The 20,232-nt window shown below is 39.9% G+C and carries 15 protein-coding genes and 1 pseudogene; 8 read left to right on the top strand and 8 right to left on the bottom strand.

Translation table 11 applies throughout. The features are described from left to right. Nucleotides 1-41: 41 nt before the first annotated feature. From IEY40_RS00770 to IEY40_RS20285, 4 genes and pseudogenes are all read right to left on the bottom strand, one after another. Complete coding sequence (locus IEY40_RS00770) at nucleotides 42-698, bottom strand: Bax inhibitor-1 family protein (protein ID WP_188952426.1); 657 nt, start codon at nucleotides 696-698, stop codon at nucleotides 42-44. Nucleotides 699-1,211: 513 nt separating this feature from the next. Next, a complete protein-coding gene (locus tag IEY40_RS00765) occupies nucleotides 1,212-1,598 on the bottom strand; it encodes a tetratricopeptide repeat protein (protein ID WP_188952424.1) in 387 nt (128 codons plus the stop codon). Beyond that, on the bottom strand, nucleotides 1,595-1,765 hold the full coding sequence (locus IEY40_RS20150; protein ID WP_229776964.1) for an SEL1-like repeat protein: 171 nt from the start codon (nucleotides 1,763-1,765) through the stop codon (nucleotides 1,595-1,597). The genes IEY40_RS00765 and IEY40_RS20150 overlap by 4 nt, the downstream gene beginning before the upstream one ends. Before the next feature lie 45 nt (nucleotides 1,766-1,810). Then, nucleotides 1,811-1,933 (bottom strand): annotated as a pseudogene (locus IEY40_RS20285) (hypothetical protein); the annotation flags it as partial. Between the two features lie 1,544 nt (nucleotides 1,934-3,477). On the opposite strand from IEY40_RS20285, the gene hyoA reads away from it, so the two are divergent. After that, nucleotides 3,478-7,797: an NACHT domain-containing antiphage protein HyoA gene (gene hyoA, locus IEY40_RS00755; protein ID WP_188952422.1), complete on the top strand. Its 4,320-nt coding sequence runs from the start codon at nucleotides 3,478-3,480 to the stop codon at nucleotides 7,795-7,797. Nucleotides 7,798-8,023: 226 nt separating this feature from the next. Here hyoA and IEY40_RS00750 read toward each other — a convergent pair whose 3' ends face one another. The 4 genes from IEY40_RS00750 to ppsA all read right to left on the bottom strand — a co-directional run bounded on the left by IEY40_RS00750 (nucleotide 8,024) and on the right by ppsA (nucleotide 14,584). Continuing rightward, complete coding sequence (locus IEY40_RS00750) at nucleotides 8,024-8,443, bottom strand: MarR family winged helix-turn-helix transcriptional regulator (protein ID WP_188952420.1); 420 nt, start codon at nucleotides 8,441-8,443, stop codon at nucleotides 8,024-8,026. 111 nt (nucleotides 8,444-8,554) lie between these two features. Beyond that, on the bottom strand, nucleotides 8,555-9,007 hold the full coding sequence (locus tag IEY40_RS00745) for a DUF1285 domain-containing protein (protein WP_188952418.1): 453 nt from the start codon (nucleotides 9,005-9,007) through the stop codon (nucleotides 8,555-8,557). A gap of 32 nt (nucleotides 9,008-9,039) precedes the next feature. After that, nucleotides 9,040-12,087, bottom strand: coding sequence for a D-2-hydroxyglutarate dehydrogenase YdiJ (gene ydiJ / locus IEY40_RS00740; protein WP_188952411.1), 3,048 nt, complete (start codon nucleotides 12,085-12,087; stop codon nucleotides 9,040-9,042). A 127-nt stretch (nucleotides 12,088-12,214) separates the two neighbouring features. Then, on the bottom strand, nucleotides 12,215-14,584 hold the full coding sequence (gene ppsA, locus IEY40_RS00735) for a phosphoenolpyruvate synthase (protein WP_188952409.1): 2,370 nt from the start codon (nucleotides 14,582-14,584) through the stop codon (nucleotides 12,215-12,217). A gap of 127 nt (nucleotides 14,585-14,711) precedes the next feature. Here ppsA and ppsR point away from each other — a divergent pair, with 127 nt between their 5' ends. From ppsR to IEY40_RS00700, 7 genes are all read left to right on the top strand, one after another. Beyond that, nucleotides 14,712-15,524: a posphoenolpyruvate synthetase regulatory kinase/phosphorylase PpsR gene (ppsR, locus tag IEY40_RS00730; protein ID WP_188952407.1), complete on the top strand. Its 813-nt coding sequence runs from the start codon at nucleotides 14,712-14,714 to the stop codon at nucleotides 15,522-15,524. A gap of 206 nt (nucleotides 15,525-15,730) precedes the next feature. Then, nucleotides 15,731-16,795: a 3-deoxy-7-phosphoheptulonate synthase gene (locus IEY40_RS00725; RefSeq protein WP_188952405.1), complete on the top strand. Its 1,065-nt coding sequence runs from the start codon at nucleotides 15,731-15,733 to the stop codon at nucleotides 16,793-16,795. 404 nt (nucleotides 16,796-17,199) lie between these two features. Then, nucleotides 17,200-17,733, top strand: coding sequence for a SixA phosphatase family protein (locus IEY40_RS00720; RefSeq protein WP_188952403.1), 534 nt, complete (start codon nucleotides 17,200-17,202; stop codon nucleotides 17,731-17,733). Nucleotides 17,734-17,865: 132 nt separating this feature from the next. Beyond that, on the top strand, nucleotides 17,866-18,129 hold the full coding sequence (locus IEY40_RS00715) for a Rho-binding antiterminator (RefSeq protein ID WP_188952401.1): 264 nt from the start codon (nucleotides 17,866-17,868) through the stop codon (nucleotides 18,127-18,129). A 106-nt stretch (nucleotides 18,130-18,235) separates the two neighbouring features. Further along, nucleotides 18,236-18,673 (top strand): acyl-CoA thioesterase, encoded by a 438-nt coding sequence (locus tag IEY40_RS00710; RefSeq protein ID WP_188952399.1) that lies wholly within the window; start codon nucleotides 18,236-18,238, stop codon nucleotides 18,671-18,673. Nucleotides 18,674-18,867: 194 nt separating this feature from the next. After that, nucleotides 18,868-19,530, top strand: a complete 663-nt coding sequence (locus IEY40_RS00705) for a response regulator transcription factor (RefSeq protein ID WP_188952397.1) — start codon at nucleotides 18,868-18,870, stop codon at nucleotides 19,528-19,530. Continuing rightward, complete coding sequence (locus tag IEY40_RS00700; RefSeq protein WP_188952395.1) at nucleotides 19,530-20,147, top strand: DUF938 domain-containing protein; 618 nt, start codon at nucleotides 19,530-19,532, stop codon at nucleotides 20,145-20,147. Before IEY40_RS00705 ends, IEY40_RS00700 begins: the two co-directional genes overlap by 1 nt. Nucleotides 20,148-20,232 lie beyond the last annotated feature (85 nt).

Raw genomic sequence — 20,232 nt, 5'->3', positions numbered from 1 at the left:
AGCAAGCACACAAACGATAGATATGAATCGTTCATTGTGAGCTACTTTCGCCCCAAAATTCTGAGTATACGTAAAAATAAATTGATAATGTCCATATACAGGGCTGCAGCGCTATCGACGGCATTATCAAATGTTTTAGGGATCGCATTAGCACGTGCCCAGTCATAGCCAATATAGCCACAAAAAATCAGCGCAACAATCCAGTCCAAAATACCGTGATGGGTATCAAAAATAAATATTTCTATAAGCTCAACAACAATCACACAAATCAACGCAATGGTTAACCCGCCCGCTATCTTATTAAAAAATGCCGGATACATCGAGCCTAACAACATCATCACAAACGTTACCATCCCAGTAACCCTAATGGCCTCTTGCACAATATCGGGATTATATTGACTCACCACAAGATTAATAATCAGCCCAAAAGGTACCACCACAAAGTTATAGCCAATAAAGCTCACAATAGGCTTCTCTGATTTTTTAAAAAGATAAATACCGAAAAAGCACGATGCAAAATACCCAATAAAGAAAATAATAGGATTAATGCTACTGATTGATTCAACTGAAATATTCAGCACCATAAGCCAATTGATGGCAAAACCCCAAATCAGCGTTAAGCCAATGACAAAATTGTAAGTAGACCCACTGATTATTTTGTCATTAGTGTGCGTTCTATTGAATACATCGACGTCCATTTTACATCCTTATAAATTGAGATTTTATGTTGAATTAAAGCATTTTTGATTTTAAGGGAGGGTTACACAATAACGTGTTATTGGACAAAATATTACTACTTTCTCGTCGTCCCAACTCTCACGTCGTCCCGGTAATACTTTTAAGCCGGGACCCAGGTGTTTGTGCTTTTTATTGCTTCGCCTGCACCAGAGCAAGAGTGGTCAACGAAAATAGGTCACTACTTTAGAAGCTATCTAGCTCAGGTTAAATTAAGGTGCTAGGTAACGATACTCAATGAAATCACTTCTATGACACGCGGTAAACCCATCCATGGGCGCTCTGCGAAAACATCCATGTTTTCGAAGGTCATAGCAGCGATTACATCCGTCGTATAGCTATCTTCGATTCAACCTTATTTGAAATTGGAAGAACTAACGCATTTTTGGACAAAAATGCTTTAGGACTATGACTCTAATCATGCTTGTTTGGGTTAGAGGAAGTATGGCTGTTTTAAAATTTAGTAAAGCTTAATTCTAAAGTCCAGACGTCCTTTTTAGATGGATATTTTGCAATTTATTGATAGTTATTTCTTCAAGCCAAAACTCAACTTCCACTTGTGACTTAAGTATTTCATCTTCTGACAACAACGTCTTAATGTAAGATAGGTATTTATCTACAGAAGTATTACCTAGTTCTTTCGATACGATTAAGAGACTATAGGCTTTCATTATATTTTTCTCAACGCCCCATCCTCTATAGAAATGATTGGCTAATCTTTGCGTTGCTTCCGCATTACCATTTATAGATGCTCGCCTACAATACTCAAACGATTTTTTGTAGTCTATTTTCGTTCCCCAACCATTTATATAATAATCACAGACTTTGAGCTGTTCTATATCGTCATCTTGTGCGGCGGTCAAATGCCACTTAAGAGCTTCTTTAAGTTAATCTTAACGCCTTCTCCAGTTTCATATGCTGATGCCAAAAAGATTTGCGAAGGGCGATCTCCTAAACTAGCTCCAGAAGAAAAAGCTTTAAATGCTTGTATAAAATCACTCTTACCGGCTATCAAGCCATCTTTATACATAATTCCGATATGAAAATGTGCACTACCAATGTCATGTTTTGCAGCAAAAGAAAAAAGTTCAAACGCTGCTTGATAGTTTTTCTGTACTCCCTTCTCATATAAATAGAAAACCCCTAAAGATAATGAACAATAAGGATTTGTTCCCGCACAGACTTTTAATTTATCAATATCTACCAGCTTGGAAGCAGCCTCAACAGTAACCGAAGCTGTGCTTCCTTGACTGGACTCTTCAGCAGGAGGTTTATAGTTCGCTTCAACAACAGCGCTAAAAATGACTAAAGATAAAATAATATTTAAAACTTTGATTTTATTGTCTCCTCACGAAGTTAACAGGCTATCATTCAGCTTATTGAATAAATATCTACTTCACTTGTATTAAATGTATCAATGTAACCTATTGATGTAAATAGACTAAGCCATCATCATCTAAGAATTTCAGGTTAGTCATTCCACAAAGTTGGACAAGAATATTTATAGGGTTTATTACTACTACACATGAAAAGCTAAGCTGTTGAAATATAAGCTTTATATTTTTACACGCTAATTTATCGATGCCATTTGAGCTGATTTTTTCATCGCTAATGGATTTGCTGTGGGAGGCTCTGTTTTACCAATGGGCAACGATACTCAATGAAATCACTTCTATGACACGCGGTAAACCCATCCATGGGCGCTCTGCGAAAACATCCATGTTTTCGAAGGTCATAGCCGCGATTACATCCGTCGTATGGATATCTTCGATTCAACCTTCTTTGTAATTGAACGATCTAACGCATTTATGGACAGAAGTTTGTTAGATTTTTAGCCCTAATTCGTGAGTTTCGGATTAAAATCTCTGTGGATTAACCGCCCTAATAATGGGCAAAAAATTGTTGGCTAAAATGTTGAGGAATGAAAACAGCCAACTGTTTTTTATCCATATTTATTAGTTCTGTGTTGCTTCTCTACCACCAACGATAGAAAACCAAAAAAATGAGACTCCAACCAATATTACAGCCAATGCAGAACCTAAACCACCTTCACTTTCAATTGACCGCAAGTAAATAAATGGGCCCGCTCCCATGCTTATAGATAAAATAAAATAGCTAACCCTTTGTGCTTTAGAGTATGGACTCATGCGTTTTCTAAAGTAGTTTAGGAAATATGTTCCTATCGGAATAAATAGGATCATAAAAAGATTAAATATACTCATATATCCTTAAACACATAACGTTTGTATAGTGCGCATGCGCGTTTACCTCATTAGACCAATGAAATCGCGCACAATTAACTATCTGTATGCAATGAACTTAACAGCTTTTCATCAAATACACCATCCGGAAAAACGCGCAAACTAATGAGTTTAAAAACACTCAAAAGCATCTCAATTTAAATACGACTGTATCCCCATGCATTTTTAGTCGCTTTACGGTAGAGCCAAACATTAGCCAAATAGATGAGTTTTATTAGGGTAACTCGTTCGTCAGTTTTCGATTAACTAAACAAGTGCTAGCAAACTTTAGGGCATAAATGAGTTAAAGCAGTCAATCTAGTTAGCCTGACATAAATTAGAAAAAGTATCGTAGTTAATCCGATGGATTCAATTCGCATCGCTTTTAATTTGAAAATACAAATGATCACCTCGAAACAAACCTAAGCATCTTAACTTTTCATAAAATATTAAATAACTACAATTGCTTCCATCAAAACCATTGCAAAGAAAGGGCTATTCGTTGTCAAATACAATCAATACTTTTTGTCTAGGCCAAATGCTGATGTATATCGAACTAAACAGAACATTCCGTAAGTTAACTGAAAGTGATGACGATACTGGAATAGATTTGGATTGGATTGGATTAAGTGCAGAAAAGACCATCTGGAGTGACATACTTTCAAAGTATCGCACCATCATTTTGTCAGAAGCAGGCTCAGGGAAAACAGAAGAAATTCGGCAAATTACTCAGCAGTTAAGGGCTCAAGGTAAAATTGCCTTTTTTATGAGACTCGAAAATATTGCTGATGATTTCGAACTAGCATTTGAAGAAGGAAGTTTAGATGAATTTGAAAACTGGATATCTTCAAATGACGAAGCTTGGCTACTTCTTGATTCCATAGATGAAGCCAAATTACGTTCACCACGTGACTTTGATACAGCCATCAAGAAAATTGGACTAAAACTTAAATTATCATTTCAGCGTGTTCATATCATACTTACAGGGAGAGCATCTGCTTGGCGCCCAAAAACAGACTTAGAACTTTGCAGTAAACAACTCCCATATACTAGACCCATTGAAAATACAGAAGAGAAAGAAAATATCTCTCAGCAAGATGAGCAAGAACCAACTTTTACAATTCTTGCTTTAGAAGATCTAGCAGTAAAACAGATCGAACATTTCGCCAAGGCTAGTGGCGTACTAGATACCCAACAGTTTTTAGATGCTCTTGAACGCGCAGAAGCATGGACGCATACGAAACGCCCCCAAGATCTAGTCGAGATAATAGATTTTTGGTTATGTGAAAACCGTATAGGCAGCCGTTTAGAGCTGATGCAAAATAGTATCAATCAAAGGTTAAGAGAATCTGATCAAAACCGTGATTTAATCATTCCGATATCCACTGAGAAAACGCGAAATGGAGCAAAGTTAGTAGCTTCTGCTTCTACTTTGACTCGTAAACAGATCATCCTTGTCCCTGATAGCCAGAGTAAAGCTGATGGCTTGTCTATAAATAAAGTGCTAAACGATTGGACCGCTCTTGAGTGTTCAGCTCTATTATCGCGTCCCATTTTCGATGAGGCAATTTATGGCACCGTACGTTTTCATCATAGATCCGTTCGCGAATACCTAACTGCGGAATGGTTTGCAGATTTACTCAAAAATGAGGCTTCTCGACAACGAATAGAAGAGTTATTTTTTAAAAAACAATATGGAATAAATGTAATCGTTCCTTCAATGCGGCCAATTTTGCCATGGCTAGTGATATTCGATGAGAAAATATGCGAAAAAGTATCAACTATGGCACCAGAAATCTTTTTTGAAGGCGGTGATCCAAGCCAATTACCTCTTATAACTCGTAATCAAATTTTATCTAGAGTCTGCAATCAAATCTCAAATCAAGGTTCACAACACTCGTCATCTGACTCTAATGCCATTCAAAGGTTTGCAACACCTGACTTATCCGATGAAATAAGAAGATTATTCCATTTATATAGATCTGATGACGAAGTAATTTGGCTTCTTATGCGAATGGTCTGGCAGGGTGAACTTTCTAGTTTATTGCCAGAAGCTATCCAAATTGCAGAGTCCCCGACCACCGAACGCTATACCCGCACAGCAGCTTTGAGAGCAGTTTTTTCACTTGGTTCAGATATAGAAAAGAACAACCTGAGAGATAGGTACTTAAACGAGTCAACAGAACTCAAACGCGATATATTGGCAGAGTTTGTGCAATCCTTATCAAACTCAGATATCAATATTGAATGGCTCTTCGCTTGCTTTAACAAAGCCAAAGCACCTAACGAGAATAACGTAGACCTACTCAAGCGTGAAACAACATCACTAGTCCAGCGCTGTAACTTACCATTTTTAGCTCCCTTTATTGAAAAAGCGACATTATTGTTCAATGAACCTCCACTTGGTAAGCAAGAAGACAGTAAAATCTCTGTCAAGTATGCATGGATATTCGAACCTGCTGCTTTTGCTGTAAAGCATCTAATTCTAGAGAGGAATTCGGAGGCATTAAACTCATCATCTTTATCGATCCTGTCAATGTATACACATTACGAGCGCGAGCACCATCTTGACTTCGATAGGGACAATAAGAATAACTTAAAACAGCTAGTTCAAGAGTGGCCTGAGCTAAATCTCACGCTGTTTTGGTTTTTAGTTGAAAATAAACGTCAGGAACTTGGTGAAAGCAAAAAAGAAGGGTTAGACCACTGGCGAAGAGTAGGAACCTGGAACTCAGTTGTTGGTTTTGCTATCAATGACTTTGAAAGCATTATTGAATTTATCGCTTCTCGCCCACTTATCGATGACAAACTTATTGCGCTTTCATTAGCTTTTGAGCTTTATTTACAATCAGGGCGCCAGCCTGAAAAACGAAGAACATTAAAAAAATCAGTATGTGGAAATCCTGTATTAGAAGAAAAGCTCTCTAACTTTATGTGTCCACCGAAACAAACTGAAGAAGAACGCAAAAGAAATAAAAAACAGCGACAACAGGAAGTTCGTTGGAAGAAACAAAATGATAGTAGAAAGCAAAGAGAGGGTATTAGGCATGCAGAATGGTACGAATACCTAAATGAGAATATTGAAAAATTACGTGATAATGGTCTTAAAGGAGCTAACAATCTATCAAATGCCCAATTGTACCTTTACGATCAACTCCACCAATTAAGTGAAGATAATTCGAGCCGTTCAGAATCAAATTGGCAGCTTCTCGTAAGTAAGTTTGGTCAATCTGTTGCACTCGCTTTCCGTGATGGAGCTGTCTCCTATTGGCGTAATAATTTGCCCATATTGCGTTCAGAAGGCGCTCCAGCTAATAGCACACCTTATATAACTTGCTTTGGTCTAATAGGTTTAGCAATTGAAGCGAATGAAATACCTTTATGGCCATCTACACTTACTGAAAAAGATGCAGAGACTGCATTTAGGTACGCGATGCATGAATTAAATGGATTTCCATTTTGGTTTGAGCAATTGTTCTCAATATTTCCAGGTTTAATATGTAAATTATCACTCGAAGAGATTAACTATGAGCTTGCTAATGAAAATGTGGAAACAGAAAGCCACTACCTTCTAAGTCGTATCGTTTGGTCTGGGAAGTGGATTTGGGATTCCCTAGCCTCAAAACTTTGCTCAGCAATTCAATCTTCCGAGCCCAGAAACTTGCAGAGTTTGGATAAAATACTGAATATTATACAAGGCTCTAGCATTAGCAATGAAGCAATAACAAAATTAGCTACGACAAGAGTAACTACTTCAGAGCATGTTCGTGAAGCTTATTGGTTTGCAGTTTGGACTGGGGTTAATCCAAGCGAAGCAATATCCGAATTTGAAGATTATCTAAAAGTACTTTCTGATGACGCGACCAAAACTACTTGCGCTATGGTCTATGTAGCCCAGTTACTTGGTACTCGCCTTAGTCGTGGCACCTATGTAAGGGATAACTTTAAAACACCTAAATATTTAAAACACCTTTATTTGTTGATGCATCAATACATAAAAGAAAGTGAGGATATAGATCGAGCTTCTGGAGGAGTATATTCTCCTGAATTGAGAGATGACGCCCAAGATGGAAGAGACAAGCTAATCAGATTATTATGTAATATTTCTGGTAAAGAAACTTTTGAAGCACTCCTATCTATTTCAGATCAACATCCAAATGGTAACGTACGCTCTTGGCTGAAAAGAGAAGCTAAAACTCGTGCAGAACAAGATATTGATCTTATTCCATGGATTGCTAATGACATTTGTCACTTTCAAAATGAACAGGAGAAAACACCAAGAAATCATAATGAATTATTTGAGCTTGCGGTGATGCGTATAAGAGATCTTAAGCATGATCTCGAGGATGGAGATAGCAGCATTGCCTCGATCCTGAAACCAATTAAATTAGAAACAGAAATTAGAAAATTCATCGGGAATTGGTGTCGAGATCGCTCAAGGGGACGATACTCTATACCTCAAGAAGAGGAACTAGCGGATGCAAAACGTCCCGATTTTCGCTGGCACTCAAGTGGTATAGACTGTCCTGTGCCAATGGAGCTAAAACTAGCAGACAAATGGTCTGGTCCAGATTTATTTGAAAGGCTAGAAGCTCAATTGTGTGGTCAATATTTACGAGATACTCGGTCTAGTCGTGGAATATTCCTGCTTGTTTATCACGGAAACAAACAACATTGGGAGCGACCCGATACTGATGACAAACTTAACTTTGAAAATCTTATCCACAATTTACAAAATCATTGGGATGATATATCCCATCGGTTTACAAATATTGACGAGATACGAGTGATAGGCATAGATTTGACCAAACGAACAAGCTGATCACCTACACTCATGCCAAAGATACGTACACTTAAGTTTGTTGGGTTCTATTTAATAACTAGTAGTGTGAGAATGGAATCAATTATTACTTACGGCCTTACCATTATTTAAGTAATGCAAAAACGGATCTCCAGAATATCCATAATGATCGATACCAACATGTTTTGTGCCTTATAAGTCAGATATACTGACTTATAAGGCACAAATGCAAAGCTTTGCTTAACCCTTAAGAGCTAAACTGATTTACCTTGTTCAACAGGCGCATAAATTCATCTTGTTCAGCTTCAGTGAGAACATCTAAAAAGCGTTCATTGACCCACTCGGCTTCGTGCACTAAGTCTTGCTCTAATGCTTTGCCGTTGTCGGTTAAAAATATTTGAAAAGCGCGACGATTGTCGGCTTCTTGGTGACGAGTGATATACCCTTGTACTTGTAGGTTGTCTAGCAGGCGGGTCATGGTGTAGTTGGCCACATCACAACGTTTAGACAGCTCAGTTTGGCTTAGCCCTTGTTCTTGCCATAGGGTAAATAATACCGGCCATAATTTACTGTCTAACTCATAACGCTTTAAACGCGTGTCGAGTTCTTGCTGCAAGGCAATATTGAGATGGGAAATCAGGTAACTTAAACTTTCAAATCGTTTCAAATGATACCTCCTACACCGTCATCAACCTGTTTAGTCTGCATCAACACATTGGCAACTAAACACGTTCGAACACAATCAGATTACCATTTCTATACGTGATAAGAAGCACTTTTAGTCAAAAGATAAATACTCATTAATGTATCGATAATAACAAGCACGATTAAGTTGGCCGACCAAGCCTCTAGTCAAAGGTGCATAAATGCCATCATCAGTGACGATAACATCAGCAATATTAACCACAGGAAGCTCTGTACCAATGCTACTAGTAAATATTAATTGAGTATTATGGGGAGGGTTAATTGTCGATCTCGTTTCATAATCCACCAATATCAACGGATAATTGTCTACAGTCACTCTGACCTTTTCAACTGGAGTAATAAGATAATATTCGTTATCTATACAGTGCAAAATACGACTAAATAACGCAGCAAACTTGGAGGGTAATGGGCTATTTAGATACAGCCAATCGCCTGATGATAGAATATGAAACAGCACATCTTCACTGCACAAAGCGGCCCCTTCTGAGTGGGTATATGAATGTAATGCCGCTGTTTCATCTGTCATATTATTGCTCTTGATTTATTGAATTAATGCACTCAGTTTATTAATTTAAGCAGGGCTTCAATTGGATGTTGAGGTTTAAATCCTGCAAAGCGTTTTACTTGGCTACGGCAAGAGTACCCTGACACTAACACTTGGCTATGCGTGGCAATTTGAGCAATAGTCGGTTGCCATGACATTTCAAACAACTGCTCTGAACGCTCAAGGTTTTCTAACTCATGGCCATAAGTACCCGCCATACCACAACAGCCTAAATTGACACTGTTAAGCTTAGCGCCAAAGTGACTGAATATGGCTTTCCATTCGTTAGCTGTATTAGGCTTAGCGGTCGATTCTGTACAATGGCTAAACCAAGTAAACTGTGGAGCATCTTCAGCTAACGGAGCAGTCTGATTGCGAGCCGTAACGATGGAGCTTAACCATTCATTGGCCAGTTTAACTTCAAATGGGCCACGCCGTTGGCCTAATGCTTCTTTGTATTCGTCGCGATAACATAAGACTAGTGCAGGATCGAGGCCTACCATAGGCATACCAAGGGCATGTACGCGGTTTAAGAAATCGGCACTGTTTTGCGCTGTTTTGGCAAACTTGTCTAAAAAGCCTTTAATGTGCGTTGGTTTGCCATTAGGTTTAAACGGCAGTAATACTGGTTTTAACCCTAGTTTCTCGATTAATTGAATGAATCGATAAACTAAACCGGCATCATAAAAACTATTGAATGGATCTTGGACCACTAACACATATTGGCTGCGTTCGGCTTCTGGTATAGCGCATAAGGCATCTAGATCATATCCACGACTGGCATGACCATCTAAGCGTTGCTTGAGCGTAGGTACCGATAATTTAGGTGCATCAACATAGCCAATGGCTTTCTTTATCACCCACTGACTCAATGGATTTTGTGACGCTAGATTAGTGAGTTTTGGCATGGCTGCCATCAGTGGTAATGAGTCTTCAATGCCAGCGACTAAATAGTCTTTAGCTGGGCGCAAATAACGCTTGTAATAAATATTAAAGAACTGCGCCCTAAATTTAGGCACATCGACTTTAACAGGGCATTGACCCGAACACGCCTTACAGGCTAAACAACCTTTAAGTGACTCCATTACTTCATGTGAATAATCGTAATCACGTTGGTTATTGATCGTATTTTGGGTACGTTGCATCCACCCTAGAGGTTTTGACTTTGCTAATGCGTCAACATCGACACCTTCAGCCTCTAACAAGCGCAGCCATTCACGCATAAGGCCCGCACGTCCTTTGGGTGACTGTACTCTATCGCCAGTGGCTTTAAATGACGGACACATGGGTGAATAGCTACTGTAGTTAAAGCACAAGCCGTTGCCATTACAATTCATCACATCAGGAAATGCATCACGCGTTTGTACTGGGATTTGTCTGTCGAAACTGCCTCTTTTGGCACTGTCGACATTAAACATTAACGGCCCAGATTTCGGCGGAGCCACTAATTTACCTGGATTTAACCTGTTGTCTGGATCAAACCAGCCTTTAATTTGCTCGAGTACAGCATAAAGCTCGTCGCCAAATACCGCTGGGCCATATTCGCCGCGGACACCTTTACCGTGTTCGCCCCACATTAAGCCACCATATTTAAGGGTTAACGCAGCCACTTGATCTGATATTACTTTTAGTAATTTCTCATCGGCTTGGTCGCACATATCCAGTGCGGGGCGCACATGCAACACACCGGCATCAACATGACCAAACATACCATATTGCAAATTATGGCTATCGAGTAGCGCTCTAAACTCCATAATATAGTCGGCTAGGTTTTCTGGTGGCACTGCGGTGTCTTCTGCGAACGCTAGCGGCTTACGACTGCCTTTGGTCGCGCCAAGTAGCCCTACTGCTTTTTTACGCATGGCGTAAATACTGTCTATGTCACTGCGCTCTTTAATGATTTGAAAGCCAACTAAACCAAATTGCTCATTGCTAAGCTGTTCTGACAGCATGAGTTCGAGCTGGGCAACTTTTTGAATCACATCTTCATCGTCACCGGTAAACTCAACCATATTAAGACCTTCAATGATCTTATTAGGTACCGCTTTGATTTGGTCTGCTACCGAATGCCAAATAATATCTTCTCGTGCAAGGTTAAGCACTTTTGAGTCGACTGTTTCAACCACTGTCGCCTTGGCTTTAACTAATGAAGGTGCATGACGCAGTGCTGATTCAAATGAGTCATATTTAATGTTCACCATCATCCGTGTTGTGGGTAAAGGTGTAAGATTAAGTTTAGTTTCGGTTATAACCGCAAGCGTACCCTCTGAACCCGCTAAAATTCGTGATAGATCAAACTGTGTTAGGTCATCATTCCACACATGCTTTAAATCGTAACCAGTTAGAAAACGATTAAGCTTAGGGAAGCGTTCAATAATGGTGTCACGCTTTTCACGGCATACCGCTGCGATTTGTTTAGCGATTGTATTGCCTAAATGATTGTCGCCATAGGGTTGTTGCTCAAGTGTTTGGTTGGCCACAGGTATTGTACTCAGTACGCTACCATCTATGAGCACGCTAGTTACACCCAATACATGATCGGAGGTTTTACCATAAACCAATGAGCCTGCACCAGATGCATCTGTATTAACCATGCCACCTATGGTAGCTCGGTTAGAGGTTGATAAATCTGGACTAAAAAAGAACCCATGTGGGCGTAATGCATCATTTAATGCATCTTTAACGACACCTGCTTGTACCCTCGCCCAACCTTCTTTGGCATTAATCTCGATGACTTGGTTTAAATGGCGAGACACATCTAAAATAAGTCCATGAGTTAATGATTGCCCATTTGTACCAGTACCGCCACCGCGAGCACTAAATGTGACTTGCTTATATTGAGGTTGAGAAGCGAGTGCCAATACAAGTTCGACATCTTGCTGATGTAATGGGTAGATGACAGCTTGGGGCAAAAATTGATACACAGAGTTATCGGTTGCTTGAATAAGCCGAGCGCTGTAACGCTTGTCTATTTCACCTTCAAATTCACTTTGTTCAAGCTCGTCGAGATACTCTAGATAGATAGGTTCTAATGTTTGTTTATGTGATAGTAAAGGTAACATAGAGGGCTTATTTATTATGGGTATATTGAATTCATTATAAACAAAAAAAAGCCGCTAAAAAGCGGCTTTTGTGTCAAGTTGATAAAATTGCAGGTTGAACTGCAATTTTTATCTCAATTTAGGCTAATTAACCATGAGCTTCGGCAAGATATAACCAAGTATCAATCACTGTGTCTGGATTTAATGACACGGTATCGATTCCTTGTTCAACTAACCAGGCTGCAAAATCAGAGTGATCTGATGGACCTTGTCCACAAATACCGACATAAGCACCTTTCGCTTTAGCCGCTTTAATGGCCATAGCGAGTAGTACTTTAACCGCTTCATCACGCTCATCAAACAAATGACTGATAATACCTGAATCGCGATCTAACCCTAATGTTAACTGAGTTAAATCGTTTGAGCCGATAGAGAAACCATCAAAATGCTCAAGGAATTGGTCAGCTAATAAGGCGTTAGAAGGTAATTCACACATCATGATAACGCGTAAACCATCTTTACCACGTTCTAGCCCTTGTTCCTTTAGCAATTCGATAACTTGAGAAGCTTCGCTTACTGTACGAACAAATGGGATCATCACTTCAACGTTGGTTAAGCCCATTTGGTTACGAACACGTTTAATTGCTTCACATTCAAGCGCGAAACAATCGCGGAATGATTCAGAAATATAACGGCTAGCACCACGGAAGCCCAACATTGGGTTTTCTTCTTCAGGCTCGTAACGGTCGCCGCCTACTAAGTTAGCGTATTCGTTAGACTTAAAGTCTGACATACGGACGATAACTTTTTTCGGGTAGAACGCTGATGCGATAGTCGCAATACCTTCAACTAAACGTGCGACATAAAATTCAACAGGCGAATCATAACCGGCAATCATGTCATTGATTTCTGATTGTAACTCAGCAGTTTGGTCGTTGAAGTCTAATAATGCTTTAGGGTGAATACCAATCATGCGGTTAATAATGAACTCTAAACGCGCTAGACCAACACCTTCGTTAGGTAAGCGGGCAAAGTCGAATGCACGATCGGGGTTACCCACGTTCATCATGATTTTCATCGGTAACGCTGGCAATGTATCAACACGGTTAGTGATGATTTCAAACTCTTGTGTACCAGAATAAATAAGGCCAGTATCACCTTCGGCACAAGAAACAGTGACGATATCACCCGTTTTGATACGGTCTGTTACATCACCACAACCCACAACGGCTGGTACACCTAATTCACGTGCGATAATCGCAGCATGACAAGTACGGCCACCACGGTTTGTGACAATCGCGCTAGCACGTTTCATGATAGGTTCCCAATCAGGGTCTGTCATGTCAGTCACTAACACATCACCAGGTTCAATTTGATCCATTTGGTCAATTGAAGTTAATACTTTGGCAACACCAGTACCAATTTTATGACCAATTGCACGACCTTCGCAGATCACATCGCCTTTGGTTTTTAAATGGTAACGTTCAATTAATTGCACGTCTTCACGGCTGCGAACCGTTTCTGGACGAGCTTGCACAATATACAGTTTGCCGTCATTACCATCTTTGGCCCACTCGATATCCATCGCACGGCCATAATGTTGCTCAATGATCATGGCTTGTTTAGCCAATTCCATCACTTCTGCATCATTGATAGAGAATACACGGCGCTGCTCAGCGGCAACGTCTTCAATTTTAACTTGCTTACCATGAGAAGCGTCATCAGAATAAACCATCTGAATCAACTTACTACCAATGTTACGACGCACTACCGCATCATGACCTTGGGATAAAATCGGCTTGTGCACATAGAATTCATCAGGGTTAACCGCGCCTTGTACTACCATTTCACCCAAACCAAATGATGAAGTGATAAATACAACGTCGTTGTTGCCAGATTCAGTGTCCATAGTAAACATCACACCAGAAGCCGCTTTGTCTGAACGCACCATACGTTGTACGCCAGCAGATAAAGCAACACCTTGATGTTCGTAACCTTGATGAACACGATAAGAGATTGCACGGTCGTTAAAGAGTGAAGCGTATACATGCTTAATTGCTAGCATGACGGCATCAAAGCCTTTAACGTTTAAGAATGTTTCTTGTTGGCCAGCAAACGATGCGTCTGGCATGTCTTCAGCTGTTGCTGATGAACGTACCGCAAATGATGCGTCTTGTGTTTCACTCGACAATTGCTCATAAGCTTCACGAATCGCTTCTTCAAGCGCTGGTTGGAATGGGGTTTCAATAACCCACTGTCTGATCTGTGCACCTACTTTTGCCAGTTCATTGACATCATCCACATCCAATGTAGCCAGAATGTCAAAAATCTTCTGGTTAACTCCACTTTGTTCAAGGAACTCATTGAACGCATGAGAGGTCGTTGCAAAACCGCCAGGAACTTGAACCCCTGCATTAGCCAGATTGCTGATCATCTCACCAAGGGATGCGTTTTTTCCGCCAACCTTGTTTACATCACCCATGCCTAATTCTTGATACCAGAGTACGTATTGCTGCACAGTTTTATCTCCGCAAGTTTTTTATTTCAGTGGCCACTTCACACGAGGGCAATAGCATCTTACACTCCCATACAACACGCGTAAATCTATAATTTTATTTGTAATTTTATTACTACAAGAGGTCAGAATGACACCAAAGGTATTCTATATTTCAGATGGGACCGCGATCACAGCAGAGGTTTTTGGTCATGCTGTACTTTCACAATTTCCTATAGAATTTGAAGCACTTACGATTCCGTTTGTGGAAACCATTCAAAAAGCCCAAAAAGTTAAGCAGCAAATAAATGATTGTTTTATTACAACAGGTGAAAGGCCGTTAGTGTTCCACTCAATCATTAATCCTGAAATTCGTAACGTGATTTTTTCCAGCGAATGTGTCGATTATGACTTTTTGAATACCTTTGTTGCGCCACTCGAACAACACTTAGGTGTGCAAGCTAAGCCATTATTGCACCGTACACATGGTAAAAGTAATCATGGCTATGAAACCCGTATCGATGCCATTAACTACACCATGGAAAACGATGACGGCCAGACAATGAAACACATGGATAAAGCCGATATTATTTTATTAGGTGTATCGCGTTGCGGTAAAACACCATCGAGTTTATATCTGTCGATGCAGTTTGGTATAAAGGCTGCAAACTACCCATTTACTGAAGATGACATGGATAATCTCAAGTTACCTGAAGCATTAAAACGCAATAAATCGAAACTATTTGGCTTAACAATTGATCCTCATCGTTTACATGAAATACGTCAAAGTCGTATGGAAAACAGTCGCTACTCCTCTCTAAGACAATGCCGTCTTGAAGTAAAAGAGGTTGAGATGATGTATAAAAAAGAACGGATCCCATTTGTGAATACCACCAACCATTCGGTTGAAGAAATTGCCACTAAAATTCTCGATATCACCGGTCTTAAACGTCACATGTTCTGATAAATAAACAATCAACTTGGGCTTTAAATAGCAGAAAAAAGCATCAAAAGGCGATGTTAACTTAGGTTGATTCGCCTTTGGCTTTTAAGGCAATCTGTTTTTTAGTGGCTACAATCCTAGGCTAAGCCTCGCATCTTTAACTTCTTTGGGTATATAATCCCGAGCAATATGATGCAGATGCATCTCACGATTTCTCGGTAATATGCATGACTATTAAAACAGATGAACTCAGAACAACCTTATTAAGCAAAGTCATTTCTCCTGCTCAGTTGGCTTCAGAATATCCTTTAACTCAAGATGCAGCTGATTACCTGGTTGCTCAACGTCGCGAAGTAGAAGCTATCATTGCAGGTGAAGATCAACGTTTACTCGTGATTATTGGCCCTTGCTCCATACATGATACTAAAGCGGCGCTAGAGTACGCGCAAAAGTTATCAACACTTCATCATGAGCTTAAAGACGACTTATGTATTTTGATGCGTGTGTATTTTGAAAAACCACGGACGATTGTGGGTTGGAAAGGGTTAATTTCAGATCCTGATTTAGACGGCAGCTTTAGCCCAAATAAAGGCTTACGTATGGCTCGTCAGTTACTACAACAAATTACTGAACTTAAATTACCAATCGCCACTGAATTTTTAGATATGGTTAACGGTCAATATATTGCAGACCTAATTACCTGGGGTGCCATTGGTGCCCGCACAACTGAAAGCCAAATTCACCGTGAAATGGCTTCTGCATTGTCTTGCCCTGTTGGCTTTAAAAATGGCACTGATGGCAATATTAATATTGCGGTTGATGCCGTTCGCGCTGCACAAGTTCCGCATATATTTTACTCACCAGATAAAGACGGTGCTATGGCGGTTTACCGTACTCACGGTAATCCATACGGCCACATTATTTTACGTGGCGGTAAAACGCCTAATTATGCCGCTGAAGACATTGAAGTCGCGCGCGCGCAGCTAGAGCAAGTTGGTGTGACTCAACGTATGGTCGTTGATTTTAGTCACGGCAATAGTGAAAAACAGCATAAAAATCAATTAAACGTTGCTGATAGCATAATGGCGCAAATGCGCAATGGCAGTACTGCAATTGCAGGCATTATGGCTGAGAGCTTTATGATTGAAGGTAATCAGAAAGTCATTAAAGGTGAGCCTTTAACCTATGGACAAAGTATTACTGATGCTTGCTTGCATTGGGCTGATTCTGAAAAGTTATTACGTGAATTAGCACAAGCGTCTCGTGACCGCAAAACCCTACTCGCTAAGTAACTAACTCTCTTCAGATTTATTTGTAAGCATGAGCAAGCTAATGCATACAAATAAAAACCACACATCCACCATAATGCCAGTCTACATAGACTGGCATTTTTTATGGCATAAGAGTTATTAGAAACGGGTATTACCACTTTAGCAAAACATAATCTTTCGATTAACAATAATCCATCTCATTCATATCAAGGTAAAAATCGCGTATGATTTCTAAATACATAAAATAACCTTATGACAATGTGCGCATCTTCAATCTTATACTCGTGTAGCAATTTAGTGACATAGAAGACCTAACCTGCATAAACGTGAGTTTACTGCTAGGATAAACGCCGACCGTGTTGATTGATCAAATAAAGCGCTTTTATCGGCAACGCAAATGCCCAATCAAATTAATGGATTAATACATGACAAGTTATATTCGAAATGCACTCACCCTCTTTCTTCTTCTATTGAGCGGTTCATTAATGGCTCAGACAGCAAATACTGACATGCCATTGCAAATAAAAAACACCAAAGCAAAAGTGTTTTATTTAGTAAGGCACGCTGAAAAGCTTGAGGGAAAAGATCCCAGCCTGTCTGCACAAGGTAAACTGCGAGCCATACGCTTAGCTAAAGTGCTATCAAGTACTCCGCTAGCTAAAGTGTTTACCACAGACTACAAACGCACTCGTGAAACCGCATTAGCAGTTGCTGAAGACCAGTACTTGGCACCCAATTTATATGATGCTGCAGATCTTAAAAAAACAGCTGAGATATTACTCAAACAGCAAGGTCATATTTTGGTGATCGGCCACAGCAATACCACTACCGCCCTGGCAGAACAGCTTGGCGCAGAAAAACAACCTGCTATTAATGATGCTAGCGAGTTTGACAGACTCTATGTCGTGACTGTTGATGGCAATAACCGTGAAGTATCCACCGTATTATTACGATATTAATAATGATATCAACTAGGTTATTATTTAGTTATTCATTACACGATTTAAGACGAGAATAAAGCGACGATTAAACGTCAATGTAAAACAGTTGATGTTGTATATTAGGAATAAAATATAGGGTATAAGGATTAAATGACTTCAATAAACTGTGCTCATTACGATTACATCGAAATCATTTGCTTGCATCAATATTCTGTGAAGTTAACCTTACATTCTGGTATTGAAGTTATTGGTAATTTTACTCAAACGACAATCGTGCAACAAGGTGGCATAAAACACGAAGCGATTAGCGGTATCACTCAACAACAGCAACCAATAGAAATTATCTTAACTGATATTCAACGTATTGATGTGCTAAGCGCTAACGCCATATTTGAGCATTTATCACTCAGTTAAAGCAGAGAAAATAAACAACATAGGGTAATATTCGACAGAGGTTAAACTCATAAAGTACAATGCGCCGCGTTTAATCCTTGTCTATTGTTTAATTTTAGGTCGTTGTATGTCCCTTGCTCAAAATCCAGATCAAACTGAAACTGATTTCCCTGAAGATATCGCCGCACGTATTATCCAATCTGAAGCTCGAGTATTTAAAGCCATTTTTCCTTCTAACACTAATCATCACAATACCTTATTCGGTGGTGATGCACTAGCATGGATGGATGAGACTGCGTTTATTGCGGCGACACGCTTTTGTCGTAAATCGTTAGTCACTGTTAGCTCCGACCGTATCGATTTTAAAAAAGCCATCCCAGCGGGCAGCTTAGCGGAACTGATTGCTAAAGTCATTCATGTTGGTAATACCTCACTAAAAGTAGAAGTGAATATTTATGTAGAAGACATGTACAAAGATCATCGAGAGCATGCCATTCGTGGCGTATTTACCTTTGTTGCAGTAGATGAAAACAGACAACCTACACAGGTGTGGCCTCACGCTTAATGGCAGCATCTTTCAGCGCAGCTATTGTGCTGCGCTTCAATCAAACAAACTGTGATATAAACCTAGACTAAAGTCTATAGTCGGCTGTTAATTCACAAAAAAGCATCATTTTGATGCATAAAGCAATAGAACACTCGATTGGTTTTCTGTTACATTGAATTAATCTTCACGTGCAACATAGAATAAAAAACGCCATGAAGCTCGAAAATTTAAATATTGTCATTGCAGATGATCATCCGTTATTTCGTAATGCCTTACGACAGGCATTGAGCAGTGCATTCAACCAAACTCAATGGGTTGAAGCCGACAGTGCTGAAGCGCTGGAAACTGTGCTTGATAACAAAGAGTGCCAATTTGATTTAATACTGCTGGATTTACAAATGCCTGGATCACATGGTTATTCGACCCTGATCCACCTTCGAACCCACTATCCAGATATTCCAGTGGTGGTTATTTCGGCCCATGAAGATATCAACACTATTAGTCGTGCGGTGCATTATGGAAGCAGTGGATTTATTCCTAAATCAGCTTCTATGGAGTCATTAACTGATGCTCTCACTGCAGTACTTTACGGTGATATTTGGTTACCAAACGGTACTGAACTAGTTCCCGTGTCTGACGATCCTACCGATAAAATGGCAAGTCGCTTATCGGACTTAACTCCACAGCAGTATCGTGTATTGCAAATGTTTGCCGAGGGACTACTCAACAAACAAATTGCCTATGATTTTGGTGTCTCGGAAGCGACCATTAAAGCGCATGCGACGGCAATATTTAGAAAACTAGGGGTTCGCAATCGCACACAAGCGGTCATAGCCTTACAACAGTTAGAAATGGAAAAAGTCGATCTTTCGTAATGCAGAATTGTACCCCACTTGCTCAACTGCCTTTTTCACAAGCGTGTGAAAACAATAAGCATGCAATATTAACTCATCTGCAGCAGTGGTTAACTCACACAACGCAGGTGCTAGAAGTCGGCAGCGGCACTGGGCAACATTGTGTTTTTTTTGCTGAGAATTTACCTCACCTTCGTTGGCAACCGAGTGATCAGGCGCATTACCTTGATCATTTACAGGCACGATTACAACATTATCCACTCAATAACTTAGCTGATGGCATCGAACTTGATGTCAATCAGTCGTGGCCGCAGTTAGCGGACGCAATCGATGCCATATACACAGCAAATACATTACACATCATGAGTCCTGCTTTGGTAGAAGTCTTTTTTGTGGGTTGTGGCAAAGTACTTGCCAATAAAGGATGCGTTGTTATTTATGGGCCGTTTAACTATTTAGGTGAATTTACGAGTGACAGTAATGCACAGTTTGATGTTTGGCTTAAACAGCAACATCCATTAAGCGGTATACGTGATATTGAATGGATAATCAGCTTGGCTAAACAACAAGGACTTATTCTTACTGAAGATGTTGCGATGCCTGCAAATAATAGAATGTTGTATTTTACTCGCACATAACCCCTATTACCCTCACCTTTATTCATTCCAGACTTCTCGCAACTAATGCGGCTAGAGTATTATCCTAAGGATAGAAATACGGTAA

The organism is Shewanella ulleungensis, assembly GCF_014648315.1.
Classification (GTDB): domain Bacteria; phylum Pseudomonadota; class Gammaproteobacteria; order Enterobacterales; family Shewanellaceae; genus Shewanella; species Shewanella ulleungensis.
This window is presented reverse-complemented; position numbering and strand designations above follow the sequence as displayed.

Bases quoted from the DNA above. Each gene is read 5' to 3' on its own strand.
- IEY40_RS00770 (WP_188952426.1), bottom strand. From the start codon at position 698: ATGGACGTCGATGTATTCAATAGAACGCACACTAATGACAAAATAATC.
- IEY40_RS20150 (WP_229776964.1), bottom strand. From the start codon at position 1,765: ATGTATAAAGATGGCTTGATAGCCGGTAAGAGTGATTTTATACAAGCA.
- IEY40_RS00745 (WP_188952418.1), bottom strand. From the start codon at position 9,007: ATGACAGATGAAACAGCGGCATTACATTCATATACCCACTCAGAAGGG.
- ydiJ (WP_188952411.1), bottom strand. From the start codon at position 12,087: ATGTTACCTTTACTATCACATAAACAAACATTAGAACCTATCTATCTA.
- ppsR (WP_188952407.1), top strand. From the start codon at position 14,712: ATGACACCAAAGGTATTCTATATTTCAGATGGGACCGCGATCACAGCA.
- IEY40_RS00725 (WP_188952405.1), top strand. From the start codon at position 15,731: ATGACTATTAAAACAGATGAACTCAGAACAACCTTATTAAGCAAAGTC.
- IEY40_RS00720 (WP_188952403.1), top strand. From the start codon at position 17,200: ATGACAAGTTATATTCGAAATGCACTCACCCTCTTTCTTCTTCTATTG.
- IEY40_RS00715 (WP_188952401.1), top strand. From the start codon at position 17,866: ATGACTTCAATAAACTGTGCTCATTACGATTACATCGAAATCATTTGC.
- IEY40_RS00710 (WP_188952399.1), top strand. From the start codon at position 18,236: ATGTCCCTTGCTCAAAATCCAGATCAAACTGAAACTGATTTCCCTGAA.
- IEY40_RS00705 (WP_188952397.1), top strand. From the start codon at position 18,868: ATGAAGCTCGAAAATTTAAATATTGTCATTGCAGATGATCATCCGTTA.
- IEY40_RS00700 (WP_188952395.1), top strand. From the start codon at position 19,530: ATGCAGAATTGTACCCCACTTGCTCAACTGCCTTTTTCACAAGCGTGT.